We start from the raw sequence: 15,270 nt of genomic DNA on the forward strand, positions 1-15,270 counted from the left end.
TTATGGATACAACATTTACATGGGAGATAAAGGCAAAGAATTCTCCTTTATTAATTAAGAAATGCAGTCATTGCGATAGTGACCGGTTTTACTGTAGTGATAAGTTTAGAATGAATGCGCAGAAAAAGAACATCGATGTCTGGCTGATATATCGGTGTGTGAAATGCGATAATACATGCAACATTACTTTGCTGTCACGTACCAAACCGGATTTGATAGATAAAGTCCTGTTTCATAGCTTTTCCATGAACGATCGGAAAGCAGCCTGGAAATATGCTTTTTCTGCCGAACTTGCCGGCAGGAATCATTTGAAAACGGATTATGATAGTGTAGAATATGAGGTTACGGATAACTTCTCGAAAGAAGATATAATCCGTGTGCCCGATGCAACCATAAAGATTCAAATCAAATATGAGTTTGAATTTAATCTGAAATTGTCGTCTTTATTAAAAAGGAATTTTCTTCTTTCCAGCACTCAGCTAAGGCGTCTGTTTGAACAGGGAGTGATTTCGCTTCTTTCCGGTAAAGAGCCGCAGAAATATAAAGTAAAGGATGGAGATATCCTGTTGATGGATAAAGAACATTTGCTTGTTATGATGGACTTTGTGGATAGCTTTATGGTAAAAACAGGCATTGATTGATTTTTTATTACTACATTTGTCTGATATGGGACAGGGAATTCAGAAACTAAGTACTATTATAAATTCAGAGATATGAGAAAGTTGTTTTTATTAGCTATTGTTTTATGTGTATGGAGTGTTGTTGCCGATGCTCAGGAGAGTGAGAGAAGATATATTGAGGTAACCGGTTCTTCTGAAATAGAAGTTGTGCCGGATGAGATTCATCTTTTGATTCAGATAAAGGAATATTGGAAAGAGGAATTTGTGCCGAATTCCAAGCCGGAAGATTATAAAACGAAAGTTCCGTTGGAATGGATTGAAAAAGATTTGCGTCGGGTGCTAAGTAGGGCAGGAATTTCGGATGAGGCTATTCGTGTGCAGGAAATTGGAGACTATTGGCGTCAGAAAGGAAAAGAATTTCTGATAGGTAAGCAACTGGACATCCGGTTTACTGACTTCGAAAAGATAAATGCTGTTATTAAGAAGATTGATACGAAAGGCATCGAGTCCATGCGTATCGGGGAGCTGAAGCACAAGGATTTGCCGAACTATCGGAAACAAGGTAAGATAGAAGCATTGAAAGCAGCACGTGAAAAGGCATCTTATCTTGTGGAAGCTATGGGACAAAAACTGGGTGAGGTCATTCGTATTGTCGAACCGGCTTCGAGCTATGTAAGTCCTTATTCTCTTTATCAGGCACAGAGTAATGTCAGTATGGGGACAGCTGCCACTGAGCAATATCGCGTTATTAAATTGCGGTATGAGATGACGGCGCGTTTTGCTATTGAATAATTTTTTCTTGCTAAGAATTACAGTTCGCATTACATAAAACTGTACCTTTGTATGCGATGAGCTATTCGTCTGACAGCTGTTGAACTTTCGTCTGACAACTGTTATCTTTTCGTCTAACAACTGTCAGACGAAAAAGAAACAGTTGTCAGACGATTATTTTTATGCTAAACTAAAGTTAAGGTTTAGTATAAGAGGACTGAAATGTTAGCGAATAAACTGATAGACACATAAACAACTAATAAAAAATATACTAATGAGTGCATTTTATGATTTGTATGAGACTCCGGACCCTAATGATACAGGGGAGAAACAACCCCTTCATGCCCGCATTGTTCCGAGTGGAACTTATTCGAAAAAAGATTTTATAGAACGCGTATCCCGTCACCAACCTTTCCCGCACAATATAATTGAAGGAGTACTTGGCGCTGTAGTTGATGAACTGGCCGAAGCCTTGGCGGATGGATACATCGTGGAATTGGGCGAACTTGGACATTTCAGCATTTCGTTGAAGTGTACCCATAAAGTGATGACTAAGAAAGAAATTCGCGCCGAGTCTATCCGTTTTGACAATGTTCATTTACGTACTTCCAAAGAATTTAAAAAGAAAATAAAGCGGGAGATAGAACTTGAACGAGTTGAGAACTCCAAAGTAAAAACTCACAATGCTAAAATATCCATTGAAGACCGTCTCCAAATGTTGCAGGAATTTCTGAAGAAAAACGGAGGAATCACGCGTATAGAATATAGCAGACTGACCGGACTCCCCCGATTGAAAGCAATTGATGATTTGAATACTTTCATCAAGGAGGGAACTCTTCGCAAGAGGGGAGCAGGACGAACTGTCTTTTATGTGTGGAAACAGAAGGAATGAAACAATGAATTAAAATATATATGGATTAATTATTAGAGGATACTACAGAAAACCACTCGCACACTAATTTTGTTCTACCTGTCAGTTTCTTATCTATCTTTTCCAATAATGAAGAATAATATTCTGTATGTATTTTTATCCAGTTATCCAAACATCCGTCTCCTTCGTTGACAGCAAATTCTTCTGTTATATCTTGAAAATCTACAATCTCTATTCTTTCAATTTTCACAATACATTTTTCTTTGCCCTGTGAGTCTAGTATAGAAGCGTATTCATTGACTTTAATTTCTTCTTGATTCATAAGAGAATAATCATATAAAGAAGAAGTTGCTGTTTTTTCTCCTGATAAGACCTTGTCTGCCAATTCGTCTGTATCGCATCCGAACTGTATTCTATGTTTTATTTCCATCATGCTTAGATAGATAATATCTTTTCCCCGTTTTTCAGATATTCGGTTAGCGGGATTCCCATATATCTAACAGTTATACCTAGATTTGTGATGATAGAGGCTACCCCGAAATTCTCACAGCAATCTTGGCATGCCTCAATCGTAATTCCTGATTGTAACATCTCTAATATTTCAGTCTGTACTTGCGTATCGTTGGCTACTAATTTCACAGATGCTCCCCAAAGAATAATATTTATATGTTTCCACCAACCTCTGTTTTTAGAGTTTAAGGCATACATTGCCAACATATTAAAAACGGTATCTTTGTTGTCAGTCGTCCAAAGAATGGTTAATTTGTCATTTGCGCTCATAATCTGTTATCTTTTGATGATTCTTTATTTTCTATAGACATATTGTGTCACTATGCTATGAAACAAAAGTAATGAATAAAAATTGAATGTCGGTTATTACTATTCTTTTAATAACACATATTAAGTCAGATAATTTGCACCTTTTGTTTCATACGAGTATCTTTGCCTCACTATTCTGTTAAAACGATAGGGGAGAATGTATCACAAGAGAAAAATAAGAGCATACATAGCATGGATGTTATTCATGACATTCATTCCCTTCTTTGTAGTGAAAACCTTTCACTATCATGGAAGTGAAGATGAAACGTCATGCTCTCATGCCGAACATTCCCGGAGTCATGCCGAGGATTGTGCCATATGTAAATACTCCCTTTCTCTCTTTACAGAACCTCAGTCGGTAGAATTTCACTGTATATTGACGCTCGTTCCTTACGAGCCGATTACTTATCAGGATAAGGTTGTCTGCAAACGAACTTATTCGCATCACCTACGCGCGCCTCCTGCCGCATAATTACATATTCATATTTTCTAGGAAGACAGGTTCATTGTAACTTGTCCTCACATTCATTTTACACATTATATAAAAGATTGTAATTGATGCGTATCGGAATTATTTCGGGCGTAATAGGGTTGTTTGTAACCTTACCCGTCCACGCACAGAAGTCCGATTCAATCAAGAGTATGCTTTTGCCTGATGTTGTTGTGACCGAGTCGTACCAACAGCGTCAAGCCAAGAAGTCTGCACTTACGGTTGAAGTGATAGAACAGGATTTTCTGCGCAAACATTTTACGGGAAACTTCATGCAGGCAATGGAGAACATTCCCGGAGTACAAGCTATGGACATAGGCTCCGGCTTCTCCAAACCGATGATTCGGGGGATGGGATTCAACCGGATAGCCGTATTGGAAAACGGAATCAAGCAGGAAGGCCAGCAATGGGGAGCCGACCACGGACTGGAACTGGATGCCTTTAATATCGAGACAGTCAATGTATTGAAAGGTCCTTCCTCACTGCTTTACGGCAGTGATGCCATGGGCGGAGTGATTGATATAGCCTCTCCTCCCATACCTTCTGCGAATATGCTCTTCGGCGATGTCACCCTATTGGGCAAATCCGTCAACGGAACACTGGCAGGTTCGCTGATGCTGGGACTTAAAAAGAATGCCTGGTATGCGCAAATCCGTTATTCCGAACAGCACTTCGGTGATTACCGCATCCCTACGGATACCATTGTCTACCTGACTCAGAAAATGCCCGTCTATGGGCGTAAACTGAAAAATACGGCAGGAGTGGAACGCAATATCGGCCTTTTCACCCAATATCAGCGAAAAGGCTATAAAGCAGACTATTCCATCAGTAATGTCTATCAGAAGACGGGGTTCTTTCCGGGCGCACACGGTGTCCCCGACGCATCGCGCGTAGAAGATGACGGAGACAGCCGGAATATCGAACTGCCTTACAGCAAGGTAAATCATCTGAAAGTAACCACACATCAGCAATATGCTTGGGAGAAACTGATCCTGTCCGGTGATTTGGGATTTCAGAATAACCATCGGGAGGAATGGAGTGCTTTTCATACTCATTACGGCTCCCAGCCTGCGCCGGAGAAGGACCCGGATAAAGAACTGGCTTTCGATCTGAACACATACAGTGCTTCGGTAAAAGCCCGCTTTATTGGCTCTTCTTCATGGGAGCATACGTTGGGGTGGGATGGGCAACATCAGCAGAACGACATTTCCGGCTATTCATTCTTGTTGCCGGAATACCATCGTTCTACTACCGGATTGCTCTGGCTTACGACGTATAAGCCTAATAACATTCTCTCTGTCAGTGGAGGCGTGCGATATGATTATGGTTATATTGGCATCTCTCCGCACGAGGACGTTTATCTGGCGGATTACCTTCGGAGGCAAGGATATGATGATGAACAAGTAGAGTCCTATAAATGGAACAGTCATGCCGTCCGAAAGCATTTCGGTGACTATTCCTTTTCTTTGGGACTGGTATGGACACCCTCCGTTCAGCACATGGTGAAAGTGAACATCGGACGTAGCTTCCGCCTCCCCGGAGCCAATGAACTGGCTGCTAACGGTGTACATCACGGCACTTTCCGTCACGAGCAGGGAGATGCTTCTCTGAAATCCGAGCAAGGATGGCAGATGGATGCTTCCTACAACCTGCGATATCACGGATTTTCCGTTTCCGTGTCTCCTTTTGTCAGTTGGTTCAGTAACTACATCTTTCTGCGTCCCACAGGCGAATGGTCAGTTCTGCCGCATGCCGGACAGATTTACCGCTACACGGGAGCCGAAGCACTGTTTGCCGGAACGGAGGCTACGATAGACATTAACTTTCTGCGTCACTTCAATTACCGTATCTCCGGAGAATACGTCTACACCTACAACTGTGACGAGCATATTCCGTTAAGTTTTTCTCCGCCGTTCGGTATGCGGAATACGTTGACATGGCAAAGAAAACACTATATGCTTTATGCGGAGTGGCAACTTATTGCCCGTCAGAACCGTGTAGACCGTAATGAGGACCGTACACCGGGGGCTAACCTGTTTCATTTGGGTGGCTCGCTGAATATTCCGGTTGGTAGGACTAACGAGATAGAAATAACCCTGACCGCCCGTAATATCTTCAATACCAGATATTACAATCATCTTAGTTTTTACAGGAAAGTAGAAATTCCGGAACCGGGACGAAACTTCCAATTATTAATCAAAATTCCATTTAAAAAATTACTGTAATGAAAACAAAACTTTACCTCCCGATCATCAGCCTTCTGGCAATGTCTGTATTTGCATTTATTTCTTGTGACGATTCGGATAGCGATACCACCAAACCGGTGATTGAACTAAGTGAACCGGAAGAAGGGCAAGAACTGAAAATTGGCGACGAGCACGGAGTACATTTTGAAATGGATCTGTCGGACGACGTCATGTTAAAGTCATATATGATTGAAATACATAGTAATTTCGACCACCATTCGCATGGAAAGAGCAGGGCTGCTGCTACGGGCGAAGCCACTGTCGATTTCAGTTTCAACAGGTCTTATGATATCTCCGGAAAGAAAACGGCGCATATCCATCACCACGATATTGTAATTCCGGCCAATGCTACTCCGGGCGATTATCATCTGATGGTTTATTGCACGGATGCCGCAGGAAACGAAACCTACATTGCGCGCAATATTGTACTGAGCACTACCGCCGAAGGGGACGATCATCATCACGATGAATAAATAAAATAGCCAGCCTGCCATGCAAAACGGGGGCGGGATGGAGTATCTTTTTTCTCTTATTAATCAGTGTTCGTATAATTTTCTTTAAAAGGTGTAATAGTTATTACACCTTTTGTGTTTCCAAAGCTTTACTTTTGTGAAAAATACTTTTTCACTATGATGAAGTTACCATTTATAAACCGAATTTTTCCTTCGTACAGATCGAAGATAATAGCCGTTATCATTGGCGGTATTATTGTAGGCGGAGGAGCTTTATTTATGTACATGCTTCGGGCACATACGTATCTGGGCGATGATCCGGCAGCGTGTGTGAATTGTCACATCATGTCTCCTTATTATGCCACATGGTTTCACAGTTCACATGCACGGGATGCCACCTGTAACGATTGTCATGTTCCTCACGAGAACATTGTAAAGAAATGGACATTCAAAGGAATGGATGGTATGAAGCACGTCGCGGCTTTCCTTACCAAAAGTGAGCCACAAGTGATACAGGCCCACGAGCCCAGTTCGCAGGTGATTATGAACAATTGTATTCGTTGCCATACACAACTGAATACGGAGTTTGTAAAAACAGGAAAGATAGATTATATGATGTCTATGGTGGGAGAAGGAAAGGCTTGCTGGGACTGTCATCGGGATGTACCTCATAGTGGTAAGAATTCGCTGTCCGCTACTCCGGCAGCTATCGTCTCTCTTCCCGAATCGCCTGTACCGGAATGGCTCCGGAAGATGGTTAATAATAAGGAATAAGCATATACATAACTACGTAATAAAATAATAAAACCGATATACAATGGAAAAGAAATTAAAATCATGGCAAGGATGGCTGTTGTTCGGAGGTTCAATGGTCGTTGTTTTTGTTTTAGGATTATGTGTTTCTGCGTTGATGGAGAGGAGGGCGGAAGTCGCCAGTATCTTTAATAACCGCAAAACTGTCATTAAAGGTATTGAAGCACGCAACGAACTGTTTAAAGATGATTTTCCCCGCGAATATCAGACTTGGACGGAAACGGCAAAGACTGATTTTGAAAGCGAGTTTAATGGCAATGTCGCTGTTGATGCTTTGGAAAAACGTCCGGAATTGGTTATTCTGTGGGCAGGATATGCATTTTCAAAAGACTATTCCACTCCGCGCGGACATATGCATGCTATCGAGGATATTACGGCGTCACTTCGTACCGGTTCTCCTGCAGGTCCGCACGATGGCCCTCAGCCTTCTACTTGCTGGACTTGTAAGAGTCCGGATGTTCCCCGCATGATGGAAGCATTGGGAGTCGATTCTTTCTATAATAACAAATGGGCTGCCTTTGGTGATGAAATCGTGAATCCGATCGGCTGTTCCGACTGCCACGATCCGGAAACAATGAATCTTCATATCAGCCGTCCGGCATTGATTGAAGCTTTCCAGCGTCAGGGAAAAGATATCACAAAAGCTACTCCACAGGAAATGCGTTCATTGGTCTGTGCGCAGTGCCACGTAGAATATTACTTTAAGGGTGACGGTAAATATTTGACTTTCCCGTGGGATAAAGGTTTCACTGTAGAAGACATGGAAGCATATTATGATGAGGCAGGTTTCTATGATTACATTCATAAGTTAAGCCGTACTCCGATCTTGAAAGCCCAGCATCCCGACTATGAAATAGCTCAGATGGGTATTCACGGGCAAAGAGGCGTTTCTTGTGCCGATTGTCATATGCCTTATAAGAGTGAAGGGGGCGTGAAATTCAGTGACCATCACATTCAGAGCCCATTGGCAATGATTGACCGCACCTGTCAGACTTGTCATCGTGAGAGTGAAGAAACATTACGTAACAATGTGTACGAGCGTCAGCGCAAGGCAAATGAAATCCGTAACCGTCTGGAACAGGAACTGGCAAAGGCGCATATCGAAGCAAAATTTGCCTGGGATAAGGGTGCTACAGAAGATCAGATGAAAGATGTGCTTGCATTGATTCGTCAGGCACAATGGCGTTGGGACTTCGGTGTGGCATCACATGGAGGTTCTTTCCATGCACCGCAGGAGATTCAGAGAATTCTTTCTCATGGTCTGGACCGTGCTATGCAGGCTCGTCTGGCTGTATCCAAAGTTTTAGCGAAGCATGGGTATACGGAAGACGTTCCGATGCCGGACATTTCAACGAAGGCCAAAGCGCAGAAATATATCGGTCTTGATATGGATGCTGAAAGAGCTGCTAAGGAGAAATTCCTGAAAACGACCGTTCCGGCATGGCTGGAGAAGGCAAAGGCAAACGGACGTCTGGCACAAAAGTAAAATAGGGATATATGTGGAGCAAACCGTGGAGTTATAAAGAAGGGCTGGTGATTGGTGCGGGATTACTGGTGATAGGTATTTTGCTGCAAATGGCAGTGGGAGCCATCAACTGGAGCCTGTTTGCCTGTCCGGTCAATGTGATTGTGTTAGTGGTTTATATCATTGCGCTGGTAGCCATGCACCTTCTTCGTAAACGTGTGTATCTGTTTGGATGGTTGAGCCATTATTCCGCTGCCGTTTCTTCCCTGGTATGGGTAGTCGGCATGACGGTGATCATGGGGCTTATCCGGCAGGCTCCTTCCGGTCATGCTTCCAATGATATACTGGGATTTTCACAGATGATTTCGTCCTGGCCTTTCGTCCTGCTTTACTTTTGGATGGTCACTGCATTGGGTTTGACCATACTCCGTGCCAGCTTTCCATTCAGGATTGGCAGACTATCCTTTCTTCTCAATCACGTAGGATTGTTCGTGGCATTGATTACGGCTACTTTGGGAAATGCCGATATGCAACGCTTGAAGATGACTACCCGAATGGGAAACGCAGAATGGAGGGCTACCGATGATAAAGGAAAATTGATAGAACTTCCGTTGGCTATCGAACTGAAGGATTTTACGATTGATGAATATCCTCCGAAACTGATGCTGATTGACAATGAAACGGGGGGAGTACTCCCCGAAAAGTCTCCTGTGCATTTACTGCTTGAAGACGGAGTTTCCGAGGGCAGTCTGCTGGATTGGGACTTGTTTGTCGAACAGTCTATTCCGATGGCTGCCTCCGTAGCTACAGAAGACACACTGAAATTTACAGATTTCCATTCGATGGGAGCGACATATGCAGTGCATCTGAAGGCCGTCAACCGAAAGAACAAACAGACGAAAGAAGGCTGGGTGAGCTGTGGTAGTTTTCTCTTTCCTTATAAGGCGTTGCGTCTCGACTCTCTGACGAGTCTGGTGATGCCGGAACGGGAACCGCAACGTTTTGCTTCGGAAGTAAAAGTCTACACACAGGAAGGAACGATAACGGAGAGTACGATTGAAGTAAATCGTCCGATGGAGATAGCAGGATGGAAAATTTATCAGCTTAGTTATGATGAGTCGAAAGGTCGCTGGAGCGATATCAGTGTCTTTGAGCTGGTTCGCGACCCGTGGTTGCCTGTAGTATATGCAGGGATCATCATGATGATGCTCGGAGCAATTTGTCTGTTTGTCAATGCACAAAAGAGGAAAGAGGAGGACAGGGAATGAGTTGGGAACATTTTTATATGGTTTGCGATAGCCGCATTGATTTGCTGGAGCTTGGGCGCGTTTGCTGCCTGGAAAGGAAAGAAGCCGGTATGGACTTATGGATTTACCTTGTTGGGGCTGGTCATCTTTTTCAGTTTTATCCTCGGTATGTGGATTTCTCTGGAACGTCCTCCGATGCGGACGATGGGAGAGACACGTCTGTGGTACTCTTTCTTCCTTCCGTTGGCGGGTTTGATAACGTACGTGCGTTGGAAATATAAATGGATTCTTAGTTTCAGTTGCATTCTCTCACTGGTATTTATCTGTATCAATATCTTTAAACCGGAGATTCACAATAAAACGCTGATGCCTGCTTTGCAAAGTCCGTGGTTTGCCCCTCATGTCATAGTGTATATGTTTGCTTATGCGATGTTGGGAGCTGCGGTGGTCATGGCTGTCTATCTGCTTTGGTTCAAAAAGAAGGATATTGAACGGAAAGAGATGGACTTATGCGATAACCTGACTTATGTGGGCTTGGCATTTATGACATTGGGAATGCTGACGGGAGCTATCTGGGCGAAAGAAGCGTGGGGGCACTACTGGGCTTGGGACCCGAAAGAGACATGGGCGGCAGCTACTTGGTTCTCCTATCTGGTATATATCCATTTCAGGCTGGGCAGACCGTTGAAGAGTCGTCCGGCATTAGTCATTCTGTTAGTATCATTTGTCTTATTACAAATGTGTTGGTATGGAATCAATTACCTTCCATCGGCACAAGGAGTTAGTGTACATACTTATAACTTAAATTGAAATATCAATGAAAACATTTTATTGGTCATTCGTTCTTATGCTATTGTCAAGCATGGCATACACACAAACTACGGAGAAGGAAAATGAATTTTCGATGTCTATGCAAATCAGACCTCGTGCGGAGTATCGAAACGGTGCTTTAATCCCTCGCAATGAAGGGCAGAAGGCTGCATCATTCATTAATAACCGTGCCCGTTTGTCACTGGACTACAAGCGCTCGGACCTTGAAATCAAGATGTCGGCACAGCATGTTGGAGTATGGGGGCAAGATCCGCAGATTGACAAGAATGGTCGCTTTGTCTTGAATGAGGCATGGGCAAAGCTGGATTTTGGAAAAGGCTTCTTTGCACAGTTAGGTCGTCAGACGTTAGTTTATGATGATGAACGTATTTTGGGCGGACTGGACTGGAATGTGGCAGGCCGTTATCATGATGCGTTGAAACTGGGATATGCCAATAAGAATAATGAAATACATGCTATTCTGGCTTTCAACCAGAATGATGAAAAAACGGCAGGTGGTACTTATTACAATTCTTCTATTGGTCAGCCTTACAAGAATATGCAGACTGTGTGGTATCACTATAAAGCAGATAAGATTCCGTTCGGGGCTTCTTTACTGTTTATGAATTTAGGGTTAGAGACAGGGAATCAGCTCACTCAAGATTCTCATACCCGCTACTTGCAAACGATGGGAACTTATCTTACATATAAAAATAGCGGATGGAACTTGGATGGCGCTTTCTACTACCAAACAGGTAAGAACAAGGATGCCGAGAGTGTTTCTGCTTTCATGGCAAGTGCTACGGCAGCTTATGCGTTCAATAAAACATGGGGAATGGTTGTAAGCTTTGATTATTTGAGCGGAAATGAAGAAGGTAGTAGTAAATTTAAGGCTTTTGACCCTCTTTATGGGACGCATCATAAATTCTATGGCAGCATGGATTATTTCTACGCTTCTGCATTCAACAAAGGATTTGCTCCCGGATTAATAGATGGTCGTCTTGGGGCTCGTTTTCGTGCATCTGCCAAGGTAGATATGGAACTCAATTATCATTATTTTGCTACTGCTACTGAAGTAGATTTTAAAGAAGATTTGAAGAAGTCACTCGGTTCGGAAGTTGACTATCAGATCAATTGGTCTGTAATGAAAGATGTGAAACTCTCTGCCGGTTATTCTTTTATGCTTGGAACGAAGACGATGGATGCTGTGAAAGGCGGAAATCATAAGAGTTGGCAAGACTGGGGATGGGTATCTGTCAATATCAACCCGAAAGTGTTTTTTACAAAATGGTAATTGAAACCTAGCTAGGATTCAGATTAAACCGTTGATAGAATATAAAAAGTGGCACAGCATTAAATTTAGGCTGTGCCACTTTCTTTTTATTATAAGTATTTCTCCAGCGCCATTTTATTCAGAATCTCGATCTTTTTTCCTTCCATTGTGATCAGCCCTTCCTTGATTATCTTATTGATTTCTTTGGATAAAGCAGGACGTGATACATTCAGGTACTCGGCAAGCTGTGACTGGGTATGCATGATCTCTACAGTCAGAGAATCTTTTTTCTTATGTTCGAATAAGTAAACAATAAACCTTTCGCGTACAGTCTTGCGCGACAGAGGTTTCAAACGTGATACGGTACATATATTGCAATTTCCGGCGATGCAAAGAAAATTGTGCAACACCTGCGGGTCCTGACTGATGACTTTAAAAGTGGAATCTTTGGTTGCCATGAGTACCACGCTGTCTTCCAAAGCAGTAAAAGTAGCTGGCAACGTATTGTTTGAATTGAAAAGGTGAGGGGTGGCAAAGGTACGTGGTGCGATGATATACTCAATCATCACTTCGTTCCCCAATCCGTCAATGATATCCGTGCGTAGTTTTCCTTCCAATAACACATATAGTTTGTTGCAAGGTGTACCTTGCGTAACAACTATTTCTTTTTTATCCGCTGCATAGATAACGAAATCCAGTTTATCCAACAGAGATTCCTTAATGTTCAGAGGTAAATCCCGAAATAAAGGGATTTGAAATAATTTTTCTTTATGTGCGTTGGTCAGTTGTATTTTTTTCATTGCATTATGTTGTTCGTATCATGGGCAAAGATATGAATTATATATGGGCAGAGAAAATCTTTTTTTATGTTTGTGCCGCCGAAAGACCGATTATGGATGAGATGAAAAGGATATTGATAAAAAGTAAAAATGGCAGAAAATGTTTGAATCAGTAATTAGGGTACACATCTCTGTAATTTATCTACATTTGCTATATGATAAATTGTCTATTTTTGCAGAGTGAAAAAGCTGATTAATGAAATTCAAAAAATAAAAGTAATATAGTTATGGCTAAAAAAGTTCTGATTATTTCGTCCAGTCCGCGAAAGGGCGGTAATTCTGATATGCTTTGTGACGAATTTATGAAAGGTGTCCTCGAAACAGGCAATGAAGTAGAAAAGATTTTTCTGAAAGAGAAAGCAATTCATCCTTGTACGGGATGTAGTGTTTGCAGCATGTATGGCAAACCCTGCCCCCAGAAAGATGATGCCGCAGGAATTGTGGAGAAAATGATTGCTGCTGATGTCATCGTAATGGCAACACCTGTTTATTTCTATACGATGTGCGGACAGATGAAGATTATGATTGACCGTTGTTGTGCGCGTTATACGGAAATAACGAATAAGGAATTTTATTTCATTATTGCAGCGGCGGAGAATGATAAGGGGATGATGGAACGTACGATTGATGGTTTCCGTGGCTTCCTTGATTGTCTGGAAAATCCGCAGGAAAAAGGAGTGATTTATGGAATAGGTGCCTGGAAGGTAGGAGAAATAAAAGATACTCCCTACATGCAGGAAGCCTATGAGATGGGAAAAATGGTGTAAACGTTCGCTTTAGGTAAACATTTCCCGTCATATATAACAACCTTTCAGGATGGTGTCACTATGCTGAGTATATAGTGACGCTATACCTGTAGGATAGTGACACTAAAGCAGTATGATAGTGACACTATAGTAATGGGATAGTGACACCATATTTTAGTCTGGATTTAATGAGAGAAGTTTAGTTTAATGATTCTGTTACAATAATCTTCTTTCGTTCGATTCCAGCTCCAATAAAGTCTTTTTAGCTACAAGACCACCGGCATATCCGGTCAGTTTATGATCACTGCCGATCACCCTGTGACAAGGAATAAGTATTGAAATCGAATTTGCTCCATTCGAAGAGGCTACCGCACGGATAGCTTTAGGATTATTCAGTCTCTGTGATAATTGAGCATAAGATATCGTTGTTCCGTAGGGAATGTTTAATAATTCATTCCATACACTCTTTTGAAACTCTGTCCCGACAAGAAGCAGAGGAATATCAAACGTAGTCCTTTGACGGGAAAAATACTCATCTAGCTGGCTGATCGTTTGCGTTATCACTTCAGAGTTTTCTATTGCGTACTGAGCATTTAGCGCTTTTTGTATTCGTTTATCGATTGTTGTTCTGCGTTCTTCACTCACCACCCAGTCACACATACAGAGCTTGTTCTCGAAAGAACCGAGTATCAATTTCCCGCATGGAGATTGATAGTACTGTATCTGAACTGTATTTACTTTACCTTTTGCTTCTTTCTCCATTTTGATTCTTTATTTAAAGGGTTTGATATGGATGTAAAAGTAATTATTTGTATTCAAACTACAAAATGAATAATTCGGCAATAGAAGCCTGAAACAAAATCTTTTACCCTTACAGTCGATTTAAATTGATTGATTACTTGTTCTGCCGTAGAATTATTATAATTTTGTAGCAGAACTTTTTATTTCGTATTATTTGATTAAGAACCAAACCACATGAACTATAAAATAACGACTCTTGTAGAAAATTGTGTCTATGGACGTAAATTGCAGGCAGAACATGGGCTTTCCCTCTATATTGAGACACCGGAAAACAGATTACTTTTTGATACGGGAGCTTCCGATTTATTTATCCGTAATGCCCGGTTATTGAATATTGACTTGCAAAAAGTAGATTATTTAGTATTATCTCATGGTCACAGTGACCATACGGGTGGACTACGCCATTTTCTTGAACTAAATGCCGAAGCAACGGTTGTCTGCAAACGCGAAGTGTTTTTTCCTAAATTCAAGGATGAACGTGAGAATGGAATGAAATATACACGCTCGCTTGATCTTTCTCGTTTTCGTTTTATTGATGAGTTGACTGAACTGGTTCCCGGAGTATTTCTTTTTCCCTCTGTGGATATTATAGACCCGAAGGATACACATTTTGAACGATTTTGGATTCAAAAGGAAGATGGTTCTAGAGTCCCCGATACCTTTCCGGACGAGTTAGCTATGGTACTGGTTGAGCCTGAAGGACTTTCCATTTTAAGTGCCTGTTCCCACCGGGGTATTACAAATATATTGCGGACAGTACGAACGGCATTTTCAAAACTTCCCTGCAATCTGCTTTTAGGAGGCTTTCATATTCATAATGCAGAAGAATCCAAATATCAGGTTATTGCTGATTATTTGCATGAATATTTACCTCAAGAGATAGGTGTCTGCCATTGTACGGGAGTAGATAAATATGCTTCTTTTTATAAAGATTTTGGCGACAGGATATTCTATAACTATACAGGAAAACAAATAGAGACAAGTATTTAAGAACAAAATATATAATA

17 protein-coding genes are annotated in these 15,270 nt (G+C 41.8%); 13 read left to right on the plus strand and 4 right to left on the minus strand.

The genetic code is table 11. The annotated features are described in order from the left end of the window. Positions 1-2: 2 nt before the first annotated feature. From HMPREF9007_RS08730 to HMPREF9007_RS08720, 3 genes are all read left to right on the plus strand, one after another. Positions 3-641, plus strand: a complete 639-nt coding sequence (locus HMPREF9007_RS08730; RefSeq protein WP_032850537.1) for a DUF1062 domain-containing protein — start codon at positions 3-5, stop codon at positions 639-641. Positions 642-713: 72 nt separating this feature from the next. After that, positions 714-1,412: an SIMPL domain-containing protein gene (locus tag HMPREF9007_RS08725; protein WP_008762351.1), complete on the plus strand. Its 699-nt coding sequence runs from the start codon at positions 714-716 to the stop codon at positions 1,410-1,412. 253 nt (positions 1,413-1,665) lie between these two features. Next, positions 1,666-2,283: an HU family DNA-binding protein gene (locus HMPREF9007_RS08720; protein WP_008762352.1), complete on the plus strand. Its 618-nt coding sequence runs from the start codon at positions 1,666-1,668 to the stop codon at positions 2,281-2,283. Positions 2,284-2,308: 25 nt separating this feature from the next. Here HMPREF9007_RS08720 and HMPREF9007_RS08715 read toward each other — a convergent pair whose 3' ends face one another. Both HMPREF9007_RS08715 and HMPREF9007_RS08710 read right to left on the minus strand, forming a co-directional pair. Next, complete coding sequence (locus HMPREF9007_RS08715; RefSeq protein WP_008762353.1) at positions 2,309-2,695, minus strand: ASCH domain-containing protein; 387 nt, start codon at positions 2,693-2,695, stop codon at positions 2,309-2,311. Positions 2,696-2,697: 2 nt separating this feature from the next. Further along, the gene (locus HMPREF9007_RS08710) at positions 2,698-3,042 is read right to left on the minus strand and encodes a DsrE family protein (RefSeq protein ID WP_008762354.1); all 345 of its coding nucleotides are present in this window, start codon (positions 3,040-3,042) and stop codon (positions 2,698-2,700) included. Between the two features lie 196 nt (positions 3,043-3,238). Here HMPREF9007_RS08710 and HMPREF9007_RS08705 point away from each other — a divergent pair, with 196 nt between their 5' ends. The 8 genes from HMPREF9007_RS08705 to HMPREF9007_RS08670 all read left to right on the plus strand — a co-directional run bounded on the left by HMPREF9007_RS08705 (position 3,239) and on the right by HMPREF9007_RS08670 (position 11,898). Continuing rightward, positions 3,239-3,553 (plus strand): hypothetical protein, encoded by a 315-nt coding sequence (locus tag HMPREF9007_RS08705; protein WP_008762355.1) that lies wholly within the window; start codon positions 3,239-3,241, stop codon positions 3,551-3,553. A gap of 86 nt (positions 3,554-3,639) precedes the next feature. Then, complete coding sequence (locus tag HMPREF9007_RS08700) at positions 3,640-5,796, plus strand: TonB-dependent receptor (RefSeq protein ID WP_008762356.1); 2,157 nt, start codon at positions 3,640-3,642, stop codon at positions 5,794-5,796. Further along, positions 5,796-6,290: a DUF4625 domain-containing protein gene (locus tag HMPREF9007_RS08695; RefSeq protein ID WP_008762357.1), complete on the plus strand. Its 495-nt coding sequence runs from the start codon at positions 5,796-5,798 to the stop codon at positions 6,288-6,290. Before HMPREF9007_RS08700 ends, HMPREF9007_RS08695 begins: the two co-directional genes overlap by 1 nt. 156 nt (positions 6,291-6,446) lie before the next feature. After that, a complete protein-coding gene (gene nrfH, locus HMPREF9007_RS08690; protein WP_008762358.1) occupies positions 6,447-7,043 on the plus strand; it encodes a cytochrome c nitrite reductase small subunit in 597 nt (198 codons plus the stop codon). Between the two features lie 43 nt (positions 7,044-7,086). Next, the gene (gene nrfA / locus HMPREF9007_RS08685) at positions 7,087-8,568 is read left to right on the plus strand and encodes an ammonia-forming cytochrome c nitrite reductase (RefSeq protein WP_008762359.1); all 1,482 of its coding nucleotides are present in this window, start codon (positions 7,087-7,089) and stop codon (positions 8,566-8,568) included. 11 nt (positions 8,569-8,579) lie between these two features. Beyond that, positions 8,580-9,815 carry a cytochrome c biogenesis protein ResB gene (locus HMPREF9007_RS08680; protein ID WP_008762360.1) on the plus strand — a complete coding sequence of 412 codons (1,236 nt, stop codon included), beginning with the start codon at positions 8,580-8,582 and terminating at the stop codon, positions 9,813-9,815. 51 nt (positions 9,816-9,866) lie between these two features. Further along, the gene (gene ccsA / locus HMPREF9007_RS08675; protein ID WP_008762361.1) at positions 9,867-10,604 is read left to right on the plus strand and encodes a cytochrome c biogenesis protein CcsA; all 738 of its coding nucleotides are present in this window, start codon (positions 9,867-9,869) and stop codon (positions 10,602-10,604) included. Between the two features lie 7 nt (positions 10,605-10,611). Then, positions 10,612-11,898, plus strand: a complete 1,287-nt coding sequence (locus HMPREF9007_RS08670) for an alginate export family protein (protein ID WP_008762362.1) — start codon at positions 10,612-10,614, stop codon at positions 11,896-11,898. Between the two features lie 89 nt (positions 11,899-11,987). On the opposite strand, the gene HMPREF9007_RS08665 is transcribed toward HMPREF9007_RS08670, so the two are convergent. After that, on the minus strand, positions 11,988-12,677 hold the full coding sequence (locus HMPREF9007_RS08665; RefSeq protein ID WP_008762363.1) for a Crp/Fnr family transcriptional regulator: 690 nt from the start codon (positions 12,675-12,677) through the stop codon (positions 11,988-11,990). Between the two features lie 266 nt (positions 12,678-12,943). Here HMPREF9007_RS08665 and HMPREF9007_RS08660 point away from each other — a divergent pair, with 266 nt between their 5' ends. Continuing rightward, positions 12,944-13,483, plus strand: coding sequence for a flavodoxin family protein (locus HMPREF9007_RS08660; protein ID WP_008762364.1), 540 nt, complete (start codon positions 12,944-12,946; stop codon positions 13,481-13,483). A gap of 195 nt (positions 13,484-13,678) precedes the next feature. On the opposite strand, the gene HMPREF9007_RS08655 is transcribed toward HMPREF9007_RS08660, so the two are convergent. Next, the gene (locus HMPREF9007_RS08655; protein WP_008762365.1) at positions 13,679-14,224 is read right to left on the minus strand and encodes a methylated-DNA--[protein]-cysteine S-methyltransferase; all 546 of its coding nucleotides are present in this window, start codon (positions 14,222-14,224) and stop codon (positions 13,679-13,681) included. Positions 14,225-14,437: 213 nt separating this feature from the next. On the opposite strand from HMPREF9007_RS08655, the gene HMPREF9007_RS08650 reads away from it, so the two are divergent. Beyond that, positions 14,438-15,253: an MBL fold metallo-hydrolase gene (locus HMPREF9007_RS08650; RefSeq protein WP_008762366.1), complete on the plus strand. Its 816-nt coding sequence runs from the start codon at positions 14,438-14,440 to the stop codon at positions 15,251-15,253. The last annotated feature ends 17 nt before the right edge of the window (positions 15,254-15,270 follow it).

Origin of the sequence: Bacteroides sp. 1_1_14 (assembly GCF_000162515.1) — a bacterium.
Taxonomy (GTDB): Bacteria; Bacteroidota; Bacteroidia; order Bacteroidales; family Bacteroidaceae; genus Bacteroides; species Bacteroides thetaiotaomicron.

Excerpts from the sequence above, each read along its gene's own strand:
- HMPREF9007_RS08730 (WP_032850537.1), top strand. The coding sequence starts at position 3 with ATGGATACAACATTTACATGGGAGATAAAGGCAAAGAATTCTCCTTTA.
- HMPREF9007_RS08725 (WP_008762351.1), top strand. The coding sequence starts at position 714 with ATGAGAAAGTTGTTTTTATTAGCTATTGTTTTATGTGTATGGAGTGTT.
- HMPREF9007_RS08720 (WP_008762352.1), top strand. The coding sequence starts at position 1,666 with ATGAGTGCATTTTATGATTTGTATGAGACTCCGGACCCTAATGATACA.
- HMPREF9007_RS08715 (WP_008762353.1), bottom strand. The coding sequence starts at position 2,695 with ATGATGGAAATAAAACATAGAATACAGTTCGGATGCGATACAGACGAA.
- HMPREF9007_RS08710 (WP_008762354.1), bottom strand. The coding sequence starts at position 3,042 with ATGAGCGCAAATGACAAATTAACCATTCTTTGGACGACTGACAACAAA.
- HMPREF9007_RS08705 (WP_008762355.1), top strand. The coding sequence starts at position 3,239 with ATGTATCACAAGAGAAAAATAAGAGCATACATAGCATGGATGTTATTC.
- HMPREF9007_RS08700 (WP_008762356.1), top strand. The coding sequence starts at position 3,640 with ATGCGTATCGGAATTATTTCGGGCGTAATAGGGTTGTTTGTAACCTTA.
- HMPREF9007_RS08695 (WP_008762357.1), top strand. The coding sequence starts at position 5,796 with ATGAAAACAAAACTTTACCTCCCGATCATCAGCCTTCTGGCAATGTCT.
- nrfH (WP_008762358.1), top strand. The coding sequence starts at position 6,447 with ATGATGAAGTTACCATTTATAAACCGAATTTTTCCTTCGTACAGATCG.
- nrfA (WP_008762359.1), top strand. The coding sequence starts at position 7,087 with ATGGAAAAGAAATTAAAATCATGGCAAGGATGGCTGTTGTTCGGAGGT.
- HMPREF9007_RS08680 (WP_008762360.1), top strand. The coding sequence starts at position 8,580 with ATGTGGAGCAAACCGTGGAGTTATAAAGAAGGGCTGGTGATTGGTGCG.
- HMPREF9007_RS08670 (WP_008762362.1), top strand. The coding sequence starts at position 10,612 with ATGAAAACATTTTATTGGTCATTCGTTCTTATGCTATTGTCAAGCATG.
- HMPREF9007_RS08665 (WP_008762363.1), bottom strand. The coding sequence starts at position 12,677 with ATGAAAAAAATACAACTGACCAACGCACATAAAGAAAAATTATTTCAA.
- HMPREF9007_RS08660 (WP_008762364.1), top strand. The coding sequence starts at position 12,944 with ATGGCTAAAAAAGTTCTGATTATTTCGTCCAGTCCGCGAAAGGGCGGT.
- HMPREF9007_RS08655 (WP_008762365.1), bottom strand. The coding sequence starts at position 14,224 with ATGGAGAAAGAAGCAAAAGGTAAAGTAAATACAGTTCAGATACAGTAC.
- HMPREF9007_RS08650 (WP_008762366.1), top strand. The coding sequence starts at position 14,438 with ATGAACTATAAAATAACGACTCTTGTAGAAAATTGTGTCTATGGACGT.